Here is an 18,260-nt window from a genome sequence, read left to right as displayed (position 1 = left end):
CTTAGTTCGCCATGCAATAAAGGACGTTAATCACAATAAGCCTAAATAGTGATAACAGTAAAGGCACGAGAAATCTTCGGCCAGTGAGTACTATATCAATAGTAAAACGTAGCAGAGTCAGTGCATTAGCCAACGGTACTAATATCAAACACCTCATTGGCTAATGGATGAACCATTATCGCTGTTAGCCTGTTACTACTGATTGATAAATAAATATAATAGGATACTGGTCATGAAGGATTCACAGGCAAATATACAACCAAATAAAGAAAAAAGCGTCATTGGTAATATAGGCATACACAATAAACCTGCTCATAAGAAAACGCGAACGTTGAGATTTGGCGGTGCGGCAATATTGGCATTGGGCAGTATCGCTTTAGCCACGCAAAACGCACAGGCACTATCGCCGTTGGCTATCGTCAATGGGATTACTTCTAGTGGCGGCGTTGGGGTGAGTAAGGACATCTTATATGGTGATCAGCCTTCACAAGACCTAGATATCTATTATCCAAAACCGCTAGCACAAGCAATGAAATCTCAAAGTGCTATTAATACTAGCTATCCTATGGTGGTATTTGTCCATGGTGGTTCATGGGAGAGCGGCAATAAAGAACAATACGCATTTGTCGGTCAGAGCTTAGCCAAAGCAGGGTATGTCACCGCAGTGATTAATTACCGTAAAGCGCCTGAGCACGTCTATCCTGATTATGTCAAAGATGCGGCTCAAGCAATTGCTTGGAGTATTGAAAATGCGACCAGTCTCCATGCAGATCCGTCACGCCTAGCAGTGATAGGGCACTCTGCTGGCGCGTTTAATGCCGTTGCAGCCGTTGCTAATGAAGACTTTTTGGCACCTTATGGCATCAAGCCGACAGATATTGCGGCCGTTATCGGGATTGCAGGTCCTTATAGCTATGACTTCCGCAAGTTCAGTAGTGCAACAGCGTTTGACCCCAATGCCACACCTGATGAGGTGATGCCAGATCGCCAGATTAAAGGTGCGCAGCCACCGTATTTATTATTAACCGCAGAAAAAGACAAAATTGTACATGTGACTAATACAATCAAAATGACAGAAGCGTTTAAAAAAGCAGGCGTAACCGTTGAAACGGGCGAAATCGAAGGAGCCAGTCATGCAACCAGTATTGGCGCGATGGCACCGCCGCTACGCTGGGTCAATGATGTGCGTGCACAAGTATTGACCTACTTGGATAAAACGCTCAAATAGCTTATCACTATGCATATCGACGACTTTTGACCGTTTAATTGATAGCACTGTCTTAATGCTTAAACACACTTGAGTAAGACAGTACTGTAAGATATGCAAACTCTTGTTATAATGTCATCACTTTAAATCTATACCCTATTCTAAACTTTAAGGCAGACCATTCTATGAGCATGAACGCTGACGATTTGATCGCATTTTTACAGACTCACTTCCCAGACGCTTTTATTCAAGCTGCCAACCAAGGTAATAAGTTTGACGTACGCGTGGTCGATGCCAGCTTTGAAGGCAAACGCGAGGTTCAACGTCAGCAAGCAGTATATGCGTTAGTTAATGACAAGATTGCGAGTGGCGATATTCACGCACTCAATATCCAAGCGCTGACGCCTGCTGAGTGGGACGTTCAATCAAAAGGCTAATCAAATAGCTGTCTATATGACTAGATATTACTGAATCGGCCATATGCATGGTTGAGAGTTGTAGTTCTGGTTTTCATAATTTTCTATACTCATCGCTAGGTTGTCACCTTTATGGATCAATTTTTAATCACTGGTAGTAGTCGTATCGCAGGGGAAGTCACCATCTCAGGCGCCAAGAATGCCGCTTTGCCGTTACTCGCAGCTATGATATTGGCTGAGACTCCAACGACACTGCATAACGTGCCGTCACTACAAGACGTGCGAACGTTGATTGAATTGATCGGTGGCATGGGTATCAAAATCCAAAAGCAAGATGATACGGTCACTTGCGATACCAAGAGTATCGATAACTTTTATGCCCCGTATGATTTGGTAAAAACCATGCGCGCGTCAATCTTGGTGCTAGGGCCGTTATTGGCACGTTTCGGCGAAGCCGAAGTCTCATTGCCAGGTGGTTGTGCGATTGGTTCACGTCCTGTTGATCAGCATCTAAAGGCTTTTGAAGCGATGGGTGCCGAAATCAGTGTAGAGAATGGCTATGTAAAAGCCCAAGCGCCAAAAGGTGGCAAGCTATTAGGCTGTAATTTCTCATTTGATATGATTACCGTCGGCGGTACTGAAAACGTCATCATGGCAGCAGCATTGGCCAAAGGTACAACCGTCTTAGGCAATTGTGCGTTAGAGCCAGAAGTGGTTGATTTGGCCAATATGTTGGTTGCAATGGGTGCCAAAATAAGCGGTATCGGTACATCAACGATGACTATCGAAGGGGTAGAGCGTCTACACGGCTGTGAGTACTCAGTTGTCCCTGACCGTATTGAGACAGGCTCATACCTTGCTGGTGCCTTGATGACACGTGGTGATGTATTGACCAAAAAAACATCTGCTCTATTGCTGACGCCAGTGCTAGAGAAGTTCGAAGACATGGGTGCGGTTATTACGACAGGTGATGACTGGATTCGCGCACAAATGAAAGGCCGTCCGAAGGCGGTTGATATTCGTACCCAGCCACATCCTGGTTTTCCAACGGATATGCAAGCTCAACTAATGGCGATTGCCTGCTTAGCTGACGGTACGAGTACTTTTATCGAAAACATTTTCGAAAACCGCTATATGCATGTACCAGAGCTCAATCGTTTGGGCGCGTCTATTCAGGTTGACGGTCACACTGCCGTAGTACGAGGTGTCGAAAACTTTACTGCAGCACCAGTGATGGCGACGGATTTACGCGCATCTATGTCATTGGTAATGGCAGCGGCGACCGCTGAAGGCGAGAGCCTGATTGACCGTATTTACCACATCGATCGTGGTTATGAGCATGTTGAAGACAAGCTGCGTAGCTTAGGCGTGAACATTGAGCGTATTAATACCAACGCTTAATATTGATTGACTCAATATCGACTGTTACCCATATTACGTTATAAATTAAAAACTCCCCTTTGAGTAGGGGACTGCACATGGACACGATGTCATTATGACTGAGACAAGCAAATCTTTACCAGCCAGCGGTTTATTAAACGAAGTAAACGATGAGTTTTCAGGTCTAACCTTGGCTTTATCAAAAGGCCGCATTTTAGAAGAGACCATGCCACTGTTACGTGCAGCTGGCGTTGATCTTTTAGAAGATCCTGAAGCGTCACGTAAACTTATTTTTCCAACCTCAAATCCAAATGTACGTGTATTGATTTTGCGTGCCAGCGACGTGCCGACCTATGTCGAACATGGCGCTGCTGACTTTGGGGTGGCAGGTAAAGATGTGTTGCTTGAGCATGGTGCCAATCATGTTTATGAATTGCTCGATTTGCAGATTGCTCAGTGTAAACTGATGACTGCGGGTGTGAAAGATGCACCGCTGCCAAATCGTCGTCTGCGTATCGCGACCAAATATGTCAATGTCGCTCGTGCTTATTTTGCTAGCCAAGGGCAGCAGGTTGATGTCATCAAACTTTACGGTTCGATGGAGCTTGCGCCGTTGGTTGGCTTGGGTGATTTGATCGTCGATGTGGTCGACACAGGTAACACACTGCGCGCCAATGGGCTTGAAGCACGCGATCATATTTGCGATGTTTCATCACGTCTGATTGTCAATCAAGTGAGCTATAAGCGCAAATTTGCACTACTAGAACCAATCTTAGATAGCTTTAAAAATAGTATCGCCAATAGCTAATTATCCAGTGCAAGTCATTGGTAATATAAAGCATGGTTATACAAATTTTTAAACCAGTTTAGCAGGCTATGAGTGACGTAGCGTGCTAAACTGGTTTTGTTGTCTTAGCTTGCGAAAATGTAAAATCACCGTAAAATTCAGACAAGAAGACATCGAATAAGTCGCAATATTTTGAAAGATAAAACTACTTTACTCAGTTCCAAACCGTTCATTTTTAGCACTACTTTATGCTCAGATATAGGATTAGGTCATGCGCCAGTTAAGTACCCAAAATGCCGATTTTGATAGTCAATTGACACAGTTGCTTGCCTTTGAAACAGTCAATGATGCTGAACTACTACATACCGTCGATGATATCATCGCCCAAGTACGTGCTGATGGTGATAGCGTCGTGTTGGCATTGACTCAGCAGTTTGACCAGAATCCAGCAACGTCGATGCAAGAGTTAGAGTTGTCTAAAGAAGCGCTTGCTGAAGCGTTTGCCAATCTTGATGAAAAAGTAAAGACAGCGCTGACCACAGCCGCAACTCGGGTACAGACATTCCATGAGCGCCAAGTGCAAGAAACATGGCAGTATGAGGATGAGCTAGGCAACCGATTGGGTCAAAAAGTCACGCCACTTGATCGCGTTGGGATTTATGTGCCGGGTGGTTTGGCTTCTTATCCATCGTCAGTATTGATGAATGCTATTCCTGCTAAGGTAGCTGGCGTCACTGAAGTTATCATGGTAGTGCCAGCGCCTAAAGGCGTGCTCAATCCGTTAGTATTGGCAGCGGCACATCTGGCTCAAGTCGATCGCGTCTTTACCATTGGTGGCGCTCAAGCGGTAGCAGCCTTAGCTTACGGTACGGAAACCATCCCAGCTGTGGACAAAATCACAGGACCAGGCAACAAATATGTCGCAGCAGCCAAGCGCGCGGTATTTGGTCAAGTTGGTATCGATATGATTGCTGGACCTTCAGAAGTATTGGTGTATGCAGAAGGTGAATCACAAGATAGAGCTGACTGGCTAGCGATGGATCTGTTGTCACAAGCTGAGCACGATCGTATTGCACAAGCTATCTTTGTGACGACTAGCGAAAAGCAGCTCAACGAAGTAGCGCTAGAAATAGAAAAAGCACTGGCTGAGCTGCCAAAAGCAGATATCGCGCGTGACTCGCTGCAAAATCGCGGTGCACTGATTTTGGTAAAAGATCGTAGCGAAGGTATGGCACTTATCAATCGTATCGCTCCTGAGCATTTAGAGTTATCTGTTGATAATCCTGACGTACTGTTAAACGATATTCGTCATGCCGGCGCTATCTTTATGGGCCGTCATACGCCTGAAGCTATTGGGGACTACTGTGCAGGACCAAATCATGTACTGCCAACATCAGGCACAGCTCGATTTTCTTCGCCGTTAGGTGTTTACGATTTTCAAAAGAAATCATCCATTATTTATTGCAGTGAATCTGGTAGTAAGCCTTTGGCTGAGACAGCTGATATTTTAGCGCAGCGTGAGGACTTAGAAGCCCATGCGCGTTCAGCTCGTTATCGTTATCAGTAATTGATTTTGAATTTTTAGCTTTTACTTTTGATATTTATTTTTAATAGTCTTTTTGGCTAATAGTAGGATAATTTATGAGTGAGTCAAAGATAGACACCAGACTGTGGTCGTCTAAAGCACGCAACTTGTCACCTTATGTTCCAGGTGAGCAGCCGCAACACGACAATCTATGCAAACTAAATACCAATGAAAACCCGTTTCCACCCTCGCCAAAAGTAGGGGAGGCTATTGCCAAGGTCTTGGAACAGCAAGCTGATGAGTTACGTTTGTATCCTGCTCCTGAATCTAATGACCTACGTGCTGCATTAGCACAGTCATACAACCTTGATATCAATCAAGTATTCGTTGGTAATGGTTCAGATGAAGTCTTGGCGTTAGTCTTTGCTAGCTTCTTTTTAAAAGAGCGTCCGCTGCTATCACCTGATATTGGTTACAGTTTTTATCCTGTATATGCGCAGACGTTTGGAGTAGAGCTTGTACAGATTCCTCTAGAAGAAGATTTTAGCATTGATCCTGATGCTTATCGTCAGCCTTGTAGTGGTATCATCATTGCTAACCCTAATGCACCAACAGGCTTACTGCTGTCGCTTGCTGATATTCGCAAACTTGCGAGTGAGCATTCTAATGCAGTCATTGTGATTGATGAAGCGTATATCGATTTTGCTCAGATAGAAGAAAGCAATGGAGATGCTCCAGTCTCAGCGGTGAGTTTAATCAATGAGTGTGATAACGTTATCGTGACCCAAACCTTCTCAAAGTCGCGCTCGCTTGCTGGTTTGCGCGTTGGTATGGCCTTTGGCAATGCATCGTTGATTGAAGCACTAACACGGATGAAAAATAGCTTTAACAGCTATCCATTGGATAAGTTGGCTCAGGCTGGGGCGACTGCGAGTGTGTTAGACATTGAGTATTTTGAGCAAACCCGTCAGCAAGTCATTGATTTACGTACGTCGCTGACAGCAGAGTTGACTACATTGGGCTATAAGGTCCTACCGTCACATGCCAACTTCGTATTCGCTCGTCCAAAAGATGGCAATGCAAGTGCTGTCGCGAGTGCGTTACGCGAGCAAGGCATTATCGTTCGCCATTTTGATAAGCCGCGTATTGCAGAGTACTTGCGTATTACTATCGGTACAGCAGAGCAGAACAACCGTTTGATTGATGCGCTAAAAGCCTTGCAAGTCGATGCTAGCGTTGTTGCTGAATAGTATTGTATTGATAGTTTAATGTAGAATATGAATAGGTTAGTCTCTTTATTCAGAACGCAAAACACTATCGATAAGTCTTAAAAATAAAGCCTGATAACGTTATGTTGACAGGCTTTTTTAATTCTAAATTAGTAATGACATTTCACTTTGGCAGGCTACATATTCTGAGCCAAGACTGATAATAAATTACCTACTTTATCTAAGCATTCTTGGTATTCAGCATCACAATCTGACGCGACCGTAATACCACCACCTGCCCACAGGTTAACGTGTCTTTCTTTATTACAGTCATCATTCGACAAAGCGTTGGCTTGCAGTGTACGAATCAAAACATTCCATTGACCACTACCATCAAAGTTCATATAACCCATAGTGCCGCAATAAGCACCGCGTGGCGTAGATTCCAGTTCAGCGATGATTTCGACAGCGCGTTTTTTTGGTGTGCCAGTGATAGAGCCAGCAGGCAAACTACCAAACAATACAGCCAATGGATGAGCATCAACTTTTAGCTCAGCGGTAATAGTACTGACCATATGATGCACGTTGCTAAAGCTTTCAATCGCAAATAATTGCGGTACTTTCACACTACCAATTTTGGCGTATTTGCCCAAATCATTACGCAGTAAATCTACAATCATGACATTTTCGGCACGGTCTTTTTCGCTATTGACCAGTTGCTGCTTATACACTTCATCTTGCTCGTTAGTACCACCTCGCGGCATGGTTCCCTTGATAGGTTTGGTGCAAATAGAGTGTTTGCCAGTGTCGATTTCTCTAGTGAATGTAAAAAACAACTCAGGTGAGCAGCTCAACAATTCAAAATGATTGCTGTCTGCGACAAAGCTGTTGCTTCTATTTAGGTAATCACCATCATTACGAGCAACGCTCACATATCCTGCAAAAGGCGCTTTTGTATTGCGATATAGCGCAGGCAAATAGTCAATAAGCGAAAAGGCTGATTGAACATCGTTATTTTCACGCGCTAAACTGCCAGACCATTTCTGTGTCAGGTTTATCTGATAGCAGTCACCTTGCTGTAGATAATCTTGTGTGCGATTAAATGCTTGTTGATAATCAAGCTTACTCCATCGCGGACTTAAAACTAGGGGGGTGATGTTTGATACATTTTTAAACTGTGACTGATTGAGGTGTTTATCAGACAGTTTTTGATCCAGTTCATCTAGGTAAGAGGTAAGAGTATTTATAAGAATATCGTTTGTCTCATGATCGGTATTCTCAGAAGCATCATTGTTAGTTAGATGACTCTTTAACATCCAACCTGTATCAGCATATGCTGTAGGCGTTAGATAAATATCATAATGTCCCAACGAGGCACACGGCTGCATTGCCAATTCAATTCTATCGGCAGGACTTAGTTCGAGAGCTGCAATATCATAACCAATAAAACCGATTAGCCCGTGATAATAACTGGGTTTTGGGATTTCTTCGTTATTGATATATGACGTATTATGATTAGCTTCTTGAGCATTGCTATAAGCAATCAGCTCCTCTTGCCACTCTAGATAGCTTATATATGCTGTCGTACTAGCATAACTATTATTATCGCTATTTACATCAGTATCGTGACTTAAGTCAGTATTGCGAAAACTTTTAATCACTTTATAAATACTAGGTAAACTATTAAGAGCTTGCTTATCATTGAGATAAATAGACCAGCTGACTTTTGGGAGGAAACCGATTACTGGTCGACCATCATTATTAAGCCAAACAAGTTGCCAGTTTGCTTTAATATCTTGAGCGAGCAAGTGACGTTGTAGCTGCGGTATCAGCTCTGCAGCAGATAAGTCACCAAAACGCCAGCTAGGTTTGCTAGCTGGCGATGGCGCAGAATCTGTCTGCTCAGTTGCATTGTGGTTTGATACAAGCATGGGTTAAGCGTCAAACTTTTTGATAATTAGCGTAGCGTTAGTACCACCAAAGCCAAAGCTATTACTCATCAAGGTTTCAAGATTTGCTGCACGCATTTCGGTGACGATATCGAAACCTTCAGCAGCAGGATCTAAGTTATCAACATTGATACTCGGAGCGATAAAGCCGTCCTGTAGCATTAGTAGACAATAAATCAGCTCTTGTGCACCAACAGCGCCCAAGCTATGGCCTGTCATTGATTTGGTTGAGCTGATAGCAGGTACTTTACTGACGTCATTATCAAATACTTTAGCAATCGCTTTAAGCTCAGTAATATCGCCTAGTGGTGTACTAGTACCATGACTATTGATGTAATCGACACTTTCTAGACCCGCTTCGGCCAAGGCTTGTTGCATACAGCGAACAGCACCTTCACCGCTTGGCGCAACCATTTCTGCACCATCAGAGCTGGCACCATAGCCAACGATTTCAGCCAAAATATTGGCACCGCGTGCTTGAGCATGCTCTAGACTCTCTACAACCACCATCGCGCCACCAGCAGCAATCACAAAACCGTCACGGTCTTTGTCATAGGCTCTTGAGGCAAGTTTTGGTGTGTCGTTATACTGAGTACTAACTGCGCCCATGGCATCAAACATACAAGACTGTGTCCAATGCTCAGCTTCACTACCACCAGCCAATATCACATCGGCTTTACCCAATTGGATAAGCTCAGCAGCATGACCGATACAGTGTGTTGAAGTCGCACAGGCAGAGGCGAGCGAGTAGGAGACGCCTTGGATTTTGAGGCCGGTTGCTAAAGCAGCTGATACTGAGCTGCCCATTGTCTTTGGTACTGCCATTGCGCCGACACCGCGTAGACCTTTTTCGCGCATAGCATCGATAGCATTGACGATATTTTCTGTTGATGCGCCCCCCGAACTTGCCACTACACCCACTCGTGGGTTGTTATTGATAGTATCAAGTGACAGGCCTGAGTGCTCAATCGCATTTAGCGCACTAACATAAGCATAGAGACTGGCGTCACTAAAGAATCGTTTCAGCTTACGATCGATACCACTGGTATCAAGTTCTGATTGATTGATACTACCGCTCACGTGTGATTTAAACTCGTGCTCAGCATAAGAATCGTTAAATGTGATGCCAGACTGACCTTCTTTAAGGGCAGTTGTGACAGTATCTAAATCATGTCCAATACAAGAGACAATCCCTGCTCCAGTAATAACGACGCGGCGCATATGCTATTCCTTATAAGTAACGACTTGCTAGCAGTTGGTTGCAATAATCGTGGTAAATCTATATATGATGTTTAACTATGAGTTAATTCGAGCATTATAATGAAAAAATAGTCTATGTAGATAACGATAGCATGGATTTAGGTAACTAAATTCTGTTAACGGTCTATCAGAGGCAATATAAATTCAGTGTACAATTATGCTCTCAGTTATGGCACATGATAACGTATCAAGCGCTGAAAATCTTTGGACAAGTGTAAAATAACGACAAAATAACATTTATGACTGAGTGTTGAGTAAAGAGATGAGAAGTAAGACTAGCTACTGACTATGGACGAAATTATACTTTAGATACAAAATTTGTGATTCTAATAACATTGTTCGCACTGACACCAGTTACGATAACTGGCTAAAATAATAGATTCATTATTATTAATAATTAACTATCATATTAAAATACAACTATATTAAAAACCAACTCATCATATTAAGGACATCACGATGGCAAAGCGTAGTACTCTTTCTAAAAGCATCAATACCATTGGCTCTTTTACTCGAAACAATCTAGAGCGTGTAGGGGCTATGATTGACAGCGTAAACGCTAAAACGGGCAAACCGCGTCAATACAAAGCCGTCGACCTAGGCGATGAAGACTACCAACAAGACTTGTTTCGTGAGCAAACGTTGAAGGCGACGCAGCAACTTTTAGGACCACGTTTTGCTACTTATGGTAAATATGCCAAGAAAGTTGTGCCGAATAGTTTTTTTCAATCAACAGTTGATGGCGCATTTGCCCAAGTGGCCAACCTCGCTGCGAACTGGAGTCAACTCGACTTACCTAATGAACATCGCTTTGCCAATATTGCTACCTTAGATGACGAAGAGCGTTATGCGCTAGCTACTGATATTGCTAACCAAAATCGCGCGCTTGCAATGATGGGTGGTTTGACGGGTTTGGCAGGTCTACCAGGTTTGCTCGCTGATACATTATGGCTATTACTGGTTTCATTACGTACGGTTTATCAGATTGCTGCTGTATACAATAAGCCACTAACAGGTAAGCAAGGCGTCAAGATGGCGTACGAACTACTATCAAACGCTGATCTGAGAAAGATGCAAGAAAAACAAGCGCTACTAGCTGGTCTAGGTATTGGTAAAGGTTTGCTCGATAATGCTCAGAGCAACGGATTGCATAGTGAACTTAAAAATCTCGGTCTGAAAAATAAAAATGTAAATTTCTATGCTGAGCAAATAGACAAAGTCGCCAGTCAAGTAGGTATTGATTTAGATCAGATTAATTTATCATGGGTTCGTCGTTTTATTCCTGTCACCGCAGTAGCGATCGGCATGCACTATAACAGCCAATTGATCGACGAAGTTATTGGCGTTGCTCAAGCGACCTTTGCACCAGAAGCAAAATTGGCTAATCGTGCTATTACTGATGACAGCAGTAGTGAGGCTAAAGTAGAAAAGGCTGATACTAATGAGGCGAAAAAAGACACAGAGCACAAAGAAAAAAGCAGTAACTCAGAAAAAGTTACTGATAAAGAAGAAGCTAGTAAAGAAGAAGCTAGTAAAGAAGAAACTAGCAGTAAAAAAGACGCAGACAAGTAAACGTCTGATAAAAAAGCCAAGTAATAGACATATTATTTGCTAGTTGGGTTATAGGTTTATAAGCGCAATGGTATTTATCTTAGTTTGATTGAGCAACACGACTTGAAAATTAGGATAAATACCACCACTTAGTTACTATCAAGTACCATTTCAATGTTAAACATCTTTTCTTAATGATGCTTGAGCTCGCTTTGTTTGCTTTATTTATTACGCTATTTTTCGGCGAAAAATCTATAAAGTGATACAATGAGAGGCTGAATGCATATCTATCAAATGTTGTAAAGCGAAACCATTCATAAGTGGTTGAAATAGCAGCAACAACTCTTTATAATACACTGTCCTAAAAATGGGTGCCCCGAAATCTGCAATTATTGTCAGATAGATGGTGCATTGGCCCATTTTTTTGTTTTATACCAAACGGGAGAAGGATGCCTTATGGCAACAACTAACCAATTGATTCGTAAAGGTCGCAAAACCATCAAGGAAAAGTCAAAAGTTCCTGCGTTGGAAGCGTGCCCACAGCGTCGCGGTGTATGTACTCGTGTATATACTACCACGCCAAAAAAACCTAACTCTGCCATGCGTAAAGTATGTCGTGTACGTTTGACTTCAGGCTATGAAGTATCAAGTTACATCGGCGGCGAAGGTCATAACCTACAAGAGCACAGTGTTGTTCTAATCCGTGGTGGTCGTGTAAAAGATCTACCAGGTGTACGTTATCACACTGTTCGCGGTGCATTAGATTGCGCAGGCGTTAAAGACCGTAAGCAAGGTCGCTCTAAGTACGGTGCTAAGAAGCCTAAAGTTTAATAACTAAACGTTATTAGATAAGCTTTTTGCACTACCCAATAACTGTGCATGGGTTTGGTGTCAGTAGTAATATCGCTTTTATATAAATATATATCTGTGATTTGCTCTTAAAACATACCACCATGCAGTAAGGCTAACTGATAACTCACTGCTATATCCTAATGGTAAGTAGTCGATGTTGTGAATGTTAGACACTCCTGAAGATAAGGAAATTTATTATGCCAAGACGTCGCGTCGTTGCTGCCCGTGAGATCCTACCGGATCCTAAGTTTGGTAGCCAAACTGTTGCAAAATTCATCAACCATGTAATGAGTGATGGTAAAAAATCTACTGCTGAGCGTATCGTTTACGGTGCACTTGAGACAGTAAGTGAGAAGCGTAAAGTTGAAGATCCAGTATCTTTCTTCGAAGAAGTGCTAGAAAATGTACGCCCAATGGTAGAAGTAAAAGCTCGCCGCGTTGGCGGTGCAACCTATCAAGTACCAATGGAAGTACGCCCCTCCCGTCGTACTGCATTGGCTATGCGTTGGTTAGCTGAAGCTGCTGCTAAGCGTTCTGAAAAATCAATGGCTTTGCGTTTAGCTGGCGAATTGAATGATGCTGCTGATGGCAAAGGCGCTGCTATGAAAAAGCGTGACGAAGTTCACCGCATGGCAGATGCTAACAAAGCATTCTCTCATTACCGTTTCTAAGCTACTTTTTAATAGTAGCTTGAGATTAGAGGCTCATGCCATCTAATCTTACATTGTTGTTTATTCTATTGATTGCCGCCATCATCATTCGGTCATATATAAATGTTATTTATTGATGACTGAGGTGGCGGACATCTATCCAGATGTCTCTCTTAACAAATACAGTTTTTGCTGGAGAGCATCCCAAATTTGATGCCGCACTATTCTTAGTATTTGCTCTTTTTTTGTCCGTATTAGGCTCAATAATCAGTAAGTAATATTACGAAGCTGAACGCTTTGTCATAGAGTATGAGGTAGAGACACAATACATTATTATATACACGACTTTTCCTAGGAAAACACTATGGCTCGTAAAACTCCCCTAAAACGCTATCGCAATATTGGTATCTCAGCGCACATCGATGCTGGTAAGACAACCACTACAGAGCGTGTTTTATTCTATACCGGTGTTAGCCACAAAATTGGCGAAGTACATGATGGCGCAGCCACTATGGACTGGATGGAGCAAGAACAAGAGCGTGGTATTACTATTACCTCAGCGGCAACAACTTGTTTTTGGTCAGGTATGGCTAAACAGTTTGACGAACACCGTATCAACATCATCGATACCCCAGGTCACGTTGACTTCACGATCGAAGTTGAACGTTCTATGCGTGTACTTGATGGCGCTTGCATGGTTTACTGTGCAGTAGGCGGCGTTCAGCCACAGTCTGAGACCGTATGGCGTCAGGCGAACAAATATAAAGTACCACGTCTTGCATTTGTAAACAAAATGGATCGTGTTGGTGCTGATTTCTATCGTGTTATAGAACAGATCAAAACTCGTTTGGGTGGTAACCCTGTACCATTGGTTATCCCAATTGGTAAAGAAGATGACTTCGAAGGCGTTGTTGATCTAGTGACCATGAAAGCTATCTATTGGGACGAAGCGTCTCAAGGTATGCAGTATGATGAGCGCGAAATCCCAACTGAACTACAAGAAAAAGCAGCAGAATACCGCGAGCACCTTGTAGAAAACGCTGCTGAAGCAAACGAAGAGTTGATGAACGAATACCTAGAAAACGGTGAATTGACTGTAGAACAAATTCACGGTGCTATTCGTCAGTTAACTATCGATAACGAAATCATCCCGCTTCTTTGTGGTACTGCCTTTAAGAACAAAGGTGTACAGAAGATGCTAGATGCCGTTATTCAGTATCTACCTGCACCAATCGACGTACCTGCTATTAAAGGTATTCTTGATGACAAAGACGAAAGCGAAGGCAGCCGTGAAGCATCAGATGAAGCACCTTTCTCAGCACTAGCGTTCAAAATCATGAATGACAAATTCGTTGGTAACTTAACCTTCGTACGTGTTTATTCTGGTGTAATGAAGCAGGGTAGCAGTGTTTATAACCCAGTTAAGATGAAGCGTGAGCGTGTTGGCCGTATCGTACAGATGATGGCAAACTCTCAAGAAGAGCTTGCAGAGATTCGTACTGGTGATATCGCAGCTCTAGTCGGCATGAAAGATGTGACTACTGGTGATACGCTATGTGATGAAGACAACGTGATCACTCTTGAGCGTATGGAATTCCCAGATCCAGTTATCTCTCTAGCTGTTGAGCCAAAGACCAAAGCTGACCAAGAAAAAATGTCAATCGCTCTTGGCCGTTTGGCAAAAGAAGATCCATCGTTCCGTGTACACACTGACGAAGAATCTGGTCAGACAATCATCAGTGGTATGGGTGAGCTACATCTAGAGATTCTTGTTGACCGTATGAAGCGTGAATTCAACGTTGAAGCAAACATCGGTGCACCTCAGGTTGCTTATCGTGAGACGATTCGTAACACTGTTGAACAAGAAGGCAAATTCGTACGTCAAACAGGTGGTCGTGGTAAGTTTGGTCATGTTTGGTTACGTCTTGAGCCACTTGATCCAGCTGGCGACACTGAATATGAATTCGCTGAAGAAGTTGTTGGTGGTACTGTACCAAAAGAATTCCACGGTGCTGTTGATAAAGGTATCCAAGAGCGCATGAAAAACGGCGTACTTGCAGGCTACCCAGTAGTTGGCGTAAAAGCGACCTTGTATGATGGTTCTTATCATGACGTTGACTCTGATGAATTGTCATTTAAGATGGCTGGTTCTATGGCCTTCAGAAAAGGTTTCTTAGCAGCTGATCCAGCACTACTTGAGCCAGTAATGAAAGTAGAAGTTGAAACACCTGAAGACTACATGGGCGACATCATGGGCGATCTTAACCGTCGTCGTGGTTTGGTACAGGGTATGGAAGATCTACCTGGCGGTACTAAACAGATTCGTGCTGAAGTACCATTAGCGGAAATGTTTGGTTATGCCACTCAAATGCGCTCTATGTCACAAGGCCGTGCAACTTACTCAATGGAATTCCAAAAGTACGCTGAAATTCCAAAATCAGTTGCTGCTGAAATCATCTCTAAGTTCAACTCTAAAGATGATGACGAGTAAATAAAGCTTACTGAAAGTGACAATATAGAGTACGTCTGTGTATTGTCACTAAAGAATACGCCAATAACTTGTTAAAAGACTTGTTATTGGCCGCGATTTTCTTATAATATCTGCACATTAGTATGTGCAACCTTTTAACAATTATCTTAATGTGGTCAAAATCGTCTTAATTATCATATTTATATGAGTTAAGTCTTGAACCCCAAAAAAAGAGGAAATACCCATGGCAAAGGCCAAGTTTGAACGTAACAAGCCACACGTCAACGTCGGTACAATCGGACACGTTGATCATGGTAAAACAACCCTTACCGCTGCAATCGCAACCGTAGCTGCAATCACCTCTGGTGGCGAAGCAAAAGACTACGCGTCTATTGACTCAGCACCAGAAGAAAAAGCACGTGGTATCACCATCAACACCTCACACGTAGAATATGACACAGACAGCCGTCACTACGCACACGTAGATTGCCCAGGTCACGCCGATTATGTTAAAAACATGATCACTGGTGCTGCCCAGATGGACGGCGCAATCCTAGTCGTATCTGCAACTGACGGCCCAATGCCACAAACACGTGAGCACATCTTGCTTTCACGTCAGGTTGGCGTACCGTACATCATCGTATTCATGAACAAATGTGACATGGTTGATGACGAAGAATTGTTAGAACTAGTAGAAATGGAAGTTCGTGAATTATTGAACGACTATGACTTCCCAGGCGATGACACTCCTATCGTTAAAGGTTCTGCTACTGAAGCCCTAAAAGGCTCACAAGAAAAATACGGCCAACCAGCTGTTGTAGAACTACTAAACGTACTAGACACCTACATCCCAGAGCCAGAGCGTGACATCGACAAAGCATTCCTAATGCCAATCGAAGACGTATTCTCAATCTCAGGTCGTGGTACCGTAGTAACAGGCCGTGTTGAATCTGGTATCGTTAAAGTTGGCGACGAGATCGAAATCGTTGGTATCCGTGACACTCAAAAAACCACCTGTACTGGTGTAGAGATGTTCCGTAAACTGCTTGACGAAGGTCGTGCAGGCGAAAACTGTGGCGTACTACTACGTGGTACTAAGCGTGAAGACGTACAACGTGGCCAAGTACTAGCTAAGCCAGGTTCAATCACTCCTCACACCAAGTTTGACGCTGAAGTATATGTATTGTCAAAAGAAGAGGGTGGTCGTCACACACCATTCCTAAACGGCTATCGTCCACAGTTCTACTTCCGTACTACTGACGTAACTGGCGCAATCCAATTACAAGACGGTACTGAAATGGTAATGCCTGGTGATAACGTTGAGATGGGCGTAGAGCTTATCCACCCAATCGCTATGGACAAAGGTCTTCGCTTCGCAATTCGTGAAGGCGGCCGTACTGTAGGCGCTGGTGTTGTTGCTAACGTATTGAACTAATATAAGTCTCAGCAATGAGCTTATGAATTAGTCACAAAAAAGGTCATCCTATCTAGGGTGGCCTTTTTTTGTGGGAGAATGTGAATCATTATTATAATTAGAATAATAGCTTTAGCGAAACAATAACTCACGATATGTGAGATAGAGATAATTATTTGTTAGATAGCATATTGTAATCTACGGCATAGCTTGTTATATTATCGCTGCACTTAATGCTAGCAGTTATTTTAGACTGCAGTGGTGCAAAATCAGGTAAAATTAATAATTTTACCGTCAAGGGCTTGCATTCTATGCTAAATATTGTATAATACTGTCCTTTACACCCATAGGCGATTGGCTCAATTGGTAGAGCATCGGTCTCCAAAACCGAGGGTTGTAGGTTCGAGTCCTACATCGCCTGCCATCTTCTTATCACATCTTTGTTGTACCCCACCATCTCCGAAGCGAGTTCTTTATGAGCAATGATCAAGATAACCTCGAGACTAAGTTATCTGATGCCAAGGCGGTTGCTGGTGGAATGCTGTCTAAAAATAAGCATGTTTCAGCTAGCGGTACTACTGCTGTTGAAGTGGCTAAGACTGGCTCAATAAAAGATTTGATTTTGTGGCTACTTGCCGCAGCTGTATTAATCGGTGCGACTCTAGTAAATCAATATTTACCAGGCTATTGGCAACCTGCCAACGATGTCTGGGTACGTATTGGTATTATTGTCGCACTTGTTGTATTTGCATTAGTCTGTTTGGCGCTAACGCATCAAGGCCGTGCTTTTAAAATATTATTAAAAGACGCTGCCGTTGAGCTTCGCCGAGTGACGTGGCCAGGTAAAGACGAAACTTTTCAATATACATGGCAAGTGATTGTCGTGATTGCGATTGCCGGTTTCTTTATTTGGTTATTGGATAACTTTTTTAATTGGTTCGTTGGTATCTTTATCGGTTAATAGCACGTATTAGTGACTATTAGCGAGACATTTACTCATAACGACTTATTTATAATGATCAGGAGCGTGATATGCGTTGGTATATTGTCCAAGCGTTTTCAGGATATGAAAAACAAGTACAACGTTCATTAACTGATCGTATTAACCGTAGTGACTTCGCTGAGTCATTCGGTGATGTATTGGTTCCTACTGAAGAAGTCGTCGAAATGAAAGACGGCAAAAAACGTAAGAGTGAGCGTAAGTTCTTTCCTGGATATGTATTGATCCAAATGGAAATGAACGATAATACTTGGCATATCGTGAAAGACTGTCCTCGTATTATGGGCTTCATCGGTGGTACGCCTGAGATGCCTGCACCGATTACGCAAGTAGAAGCTGATCGCATTTTAAACCGTTTGAACCAGACTGAAACTGACCCACGTCCTAAGACTCTATTTGAGCCAGGCGAAGAGTTGTTGGTTATCGATGGTCCATTTACTGACTTTAAAGGGTTGGTAGAAAAAGTGGATTATGAGAAGTCTAAACTGCATCTAACGGTAAACGTATTTAATCGACCTACACAGGTTGAGCTTGAATTTAGTAAAGTTGAAAAACTAGACTAAATTAGCAAAAAATTCATCAACCGGGGAG

At 42.9% G+C, this 18,260-nt stretch carries 15 protein-coding genes and 1 tRNA gene; 14 read left to right on the top strand and 2 right to left on the bottom strand.

Annotation, left to right across the window (positions count from 1 at the left end; all coding sequences use genetic code 11):
• Window positions 1–232 precede the first annotated feature (232 nt).
• The 6 genes from ACS8FA_RS27140 to hisC all read left to right on the top strand — a co-directional run bounded on the left by ACS8FA_RS27140 (window position 233) and on the right by hisC (window position 6,565).
• Window positions 233–1,228 (top strand): alpha/beta hydrolase, encoded by a 996-nt coding sequence (locus ACS8FA_RS27140; protein WP_439267164.1) that lies wholly within the window; start codon window positions 233–235, stop codon window positions 1,226–1,228.
• Window positions 1,229–1,392: 164 nt separating this feature from the next.
• Window positions 1,393–1,644, top strand: a complete 252-nt coding sequence (locus ACS8FA_RS27135; protein WP_522902003.1) for a BolA/IbaG family iron-sulfur metabolism protein — start codon at window positions 1,393–1,395, stop codon at window positions 1,642–1,644.
• 111 nt (window positions 1,645–1,755) lie between these two features.
• A complete protein-coding gene (gene murA, locus ACS8FA_RS27130; RefSeq protein WP_101205352.1) occupies window positions 1,756–3,024 on the top strand; it encodes a UDP-N-acetylglucosamine 1-carboxyvinyltransferase in 1,269 nt (422 codons plus the stop codon).
• 94 nt (window positions 3,025–3,118) lie between these two features.
• Window positions 3,119–3,811 carry an ATP phosphoribosyltransferase gene (gene hisG, locus ACS8FA_RS27125; RefSeq protein WP_101205353.1) on the top strand — a complete coding sequence of 231 codons (693 nt, stop codon included), beginning with the start codon at window positions 3,119–3,121 and terminating at the stop codon, window positions 3,809–3,811.
• A 250-nt stretch (window positions 3,812–4,061) separates the two neighbouring features.
• Window positions 4,062–5,357: a histidinol dehydrogenase gene (gene hisD / locus ACS8FA_RS27120; RefSeq protein WP_439267167.1), complete on the top strand. Its 1,296-nt coding sequence runs from the start codon at window positions 4,062–4,064 to the stop codon at window positions 5,355–5,357.
• Between the two features lie 74 nt (window positions 5,358–5,431).
• Window positions 5,432–6,565 (top strand): histidinol-phosphate transaminase, encoded by a 1,134-nt coding sequence (gene hisC / locus ACS8FA_RS27115; RefSeq protein WP_439267168.1) that lies wholly within the window; start codon window positions 5,432–5,434, stop codon window positions 6,563–6,565.
• A gap of 155 nt (window positions 6,566–6,720) precedes the next feature.
• Here hisC and ACS8FA_RS27110 read toward each other — a convergent pair whose 3' ends face one another.
• Window positions 6,721–8,454 carry an anthranilate synthase component I family protein gene (locus tag ACS8FA_RS27110; protein WP_439267170.1) on the bottom strand — a complete coding sequence of 578 codons (1,734 nt, stop codon included), beginning with the start codon at window positions 8,452–8,454 and terminating at the stop codon, window positions 6,721–6,723.
• A gap of 3 nt (window positions 8,455–8,457) precedes the next feature.
• On the bottom strand, window positions 8,458–9,693 hold the full coding sequence (locus ACS8FA_RS27105; RefSeq protein ID WP_439267172.1) for a beta-ketoacyl-ACP synthase II: 1,236 nt from the start codon (window positions 9,691–9,693) through the stop codon (window positions 8,458–8,460).
• Window positions 9,694–10,191: 498 nt separating this feature from the next.
• Between ACS8FA_RS27105 and ACS8FA_RS27100 the strand changes: the two genes are divergently transcribed.
• The 8 genes from ACS8FA_RS27100 to nusG all read left to right on the top strand — a co-directional run bounded on the left by ACS8FA_RS27100 (window position 10,192) and on the right by nusG (window position 18,232).
• A complete protein-coding gene (locus ACS8FA_RS27100; protein WP_439267174.1) occupies window positions 10,192–11,304 on the top strand; it encodes a DNA-directed RNA polymerase I subunit RPA34 in 1,113 nt (370 codons plus the stop codon).
• A 435-nt stretch (window positions 11,305–11,739) separates the two neighbouring features.
• On the top strand, window positions 11,740–12,114 hold the full coding sequence (gene rpsL, locus ACS8FA_RS27095) for a 30S ribosomal protein S12 (protein ID WP_011281154.1): 375 nt from the start codon (window positions 11,740–11,742) through the stop codon (window positions 12,112–12,114).
• A 218-nt stretch (window positions 12,115–12,332) separates the two neighbouring features.
• Entirely contained in the window at window positions 12,333–12,806 is a 474-nt protein-coding gene (gene rpsG, locus ACS8FA_RS27090; RefSeq protein WP_057761735.1) for a 30S ribosomal protein S7, read from the top strand.
• Between the two features lie 343 nt (window positions 12,807–13,149).
• Window positions 13,150–15,276 (top strand): elongation factor G, encoded by a 2,127-nt coding sequence (gene fusA, locus ACS8FA_RS27085; protein ID WP_101205359.1) that lies wholly within the window; start codon window positions 13,150–13,152, stop codon window positions 15,274–15,276.
• Between the two features lie 223 nt (window positions 15,277–15,499).
• The gene (tuf, locus tag ACS8FA_RS27080) at window positions 15,500–16,690 is read left to right on the top strand and encodes an elongation factor Tu (protein ID WP_114701991.1); all 1,191 of its coding nucleotides are present in this window, start codon (window positions 15,500–15,502) and stop codon (window positions 16,688–16,690) included.
• A gap of 327 nt (window positions 16,691–17,017) precedes the next feature.
• Window positions 17,018–17,093, top strand: a tRNA-Trp gene (locus ACS8FA_RS27075).
• Between the two features lie 51 nt (window positions 17,094–17,144).
• The gene (secE, locus tag ACS8FA_RS27070) at window positions 17,145–17,630 is read left to right on the top strand and encodes a preprotein translocase subunit SecE (RefSeq protein ID WP_057761731.1); all 486 of its coding nucleotides are present in this window, start codon (window positions 17,145–17,147) and stop codon (window positions 17,628–17,630) included.
• A 71-nt stretch (window positions 17,631–17,701) separates the two neighbouring features.
• Window positions 17,702–18,232 (top strand): transcription termination/antitermination protein NusG, encoded by a 531-nt coding sequence (gene nusG / locus ACS8FA_RS27065; protein ID WP_057761729.1) that lies wholly within the window; start codon window positions 17,702–17,704, stop codon window positions 18,230–18,232.
• Window positions 18,233–18,260 lie beyond the last annotated feature (28 nt).

This window comes from Psychrobacter sp. 1Y1 (genome assembly GCF_051847395.2).
Taxonomy (GTDB): Bacteria; Pseudomonadota; Gammaproteobacteria; order Pseudomonadales; family Moraxellaceae; genus Psychrobacter.
Note: the sequence above shows the minus strand (reverse complement) of the source record. Positions and strands in the feature narration are given on the sequence as shown.

Excerpts from the sequence above, each read along its gene's own strand:
- rpsG (WP_057761735.1), top strand. The coding sequence starts at position 12,333 with ATGCCAAGACGTCGCGTCGTTGCTGCCCGTGAGATCCTACCGGATCCT.
- nusG (WP_057761729.1), top strand. The coding sequence starts at position 17,702 with ATGCGTTGGTATATTGTCCAAGCGTTTTCAGGATATGAAAAACAAGTA.
- ACS8FA_RS27140 (WP_439267164.1), top strand. The coding sequence starts at position 233 with ATGAAGGATTCACAGGCAAATATACAACCAAATAAAGAAAAAAGCGTC.
- ACS8FA_RS27110 (WP_439267170.1), bottom strand. The coding sequence starts at position 8,454 with ATGCTTGTATCAAACCACAATGCAACTGAGCAGACAGATTCTGCGCCA.
- tuf (WP_114701991.1), top strand. The coding sequence starts at position 15,500 with ATGGCAAAGGCCAAGTTTGAACGTAACAAGCCACACGTCAACGTCGGT.
- fusA (WP_101205359.1), top strand. The coding sequence starts at position 13,150 with ATGGCTCGTAAAACTCCCCTAAAACGCTATCGCAATATTGGTATCTCA.
- murA (WP_101205352.1), top strand. The coding sequence starts at position 1,756 with ATGGATCAATTTTTAATCACTGGTAGTAGTCGTATCGCAGGGGAAGTC.
- ACS8FA_RS27100 (WP_439267174.1), top strand. The coding sequence starts at position 10,192 with ATGGCAAAGCGTAGTACTCTTTCTAAAAGCATCAATACCATTGGCTCT.
- hisD (WP_439267167.1), top strand. The coding sequence starts at position 4,062 with ATGCGCCAGTTAAGTACCCAAAATGCCGATTTTGATAGTCAATTGACA.
- ACS8FA_RS27105 (WP_439267172.1), bottom strand. The coding sequence starts at position 9,693 with ATGCGCCGCGTCGTTATTACTGGAGCAGGGATTGTCTCTTGTATTGGA.
- hisC (WP_439267168.1), top strand. The coding sequence starts at position 5,432 with ATGAGTGAGTCAAAGATAGACACCAGACTGTGGTCGTCTAAAGCACGC.
- secE (WP_057761731.1), top strand. The coding sequence starts at position 17,145 with ATGAGCAATGATCAAGATAACCTCGAGACTAAGTTATCTGATGCCAAG.
- rpsL (WP_011281154.1), top strand. The coding sequence starts at position 11,740 with ATGGCAACAACTAACCAATTGATTCGTAAAGGTCGCAAAACCATCAAG.
- ACS8FA_RS27135 (WP_522902003.1), top strand. The coding sequence starts at position 1,393 with ATGAGCATGAACGCTGACGATTTGATCGCATTTTTACAGACTCACTTC.
- hisG (WP_101205353.1), top strand. The coding sequence starts at position 3,119 with ATGACTGAGACAAGCAAATCTTTACCAGCCAGCGGTTTATTAAACGAA.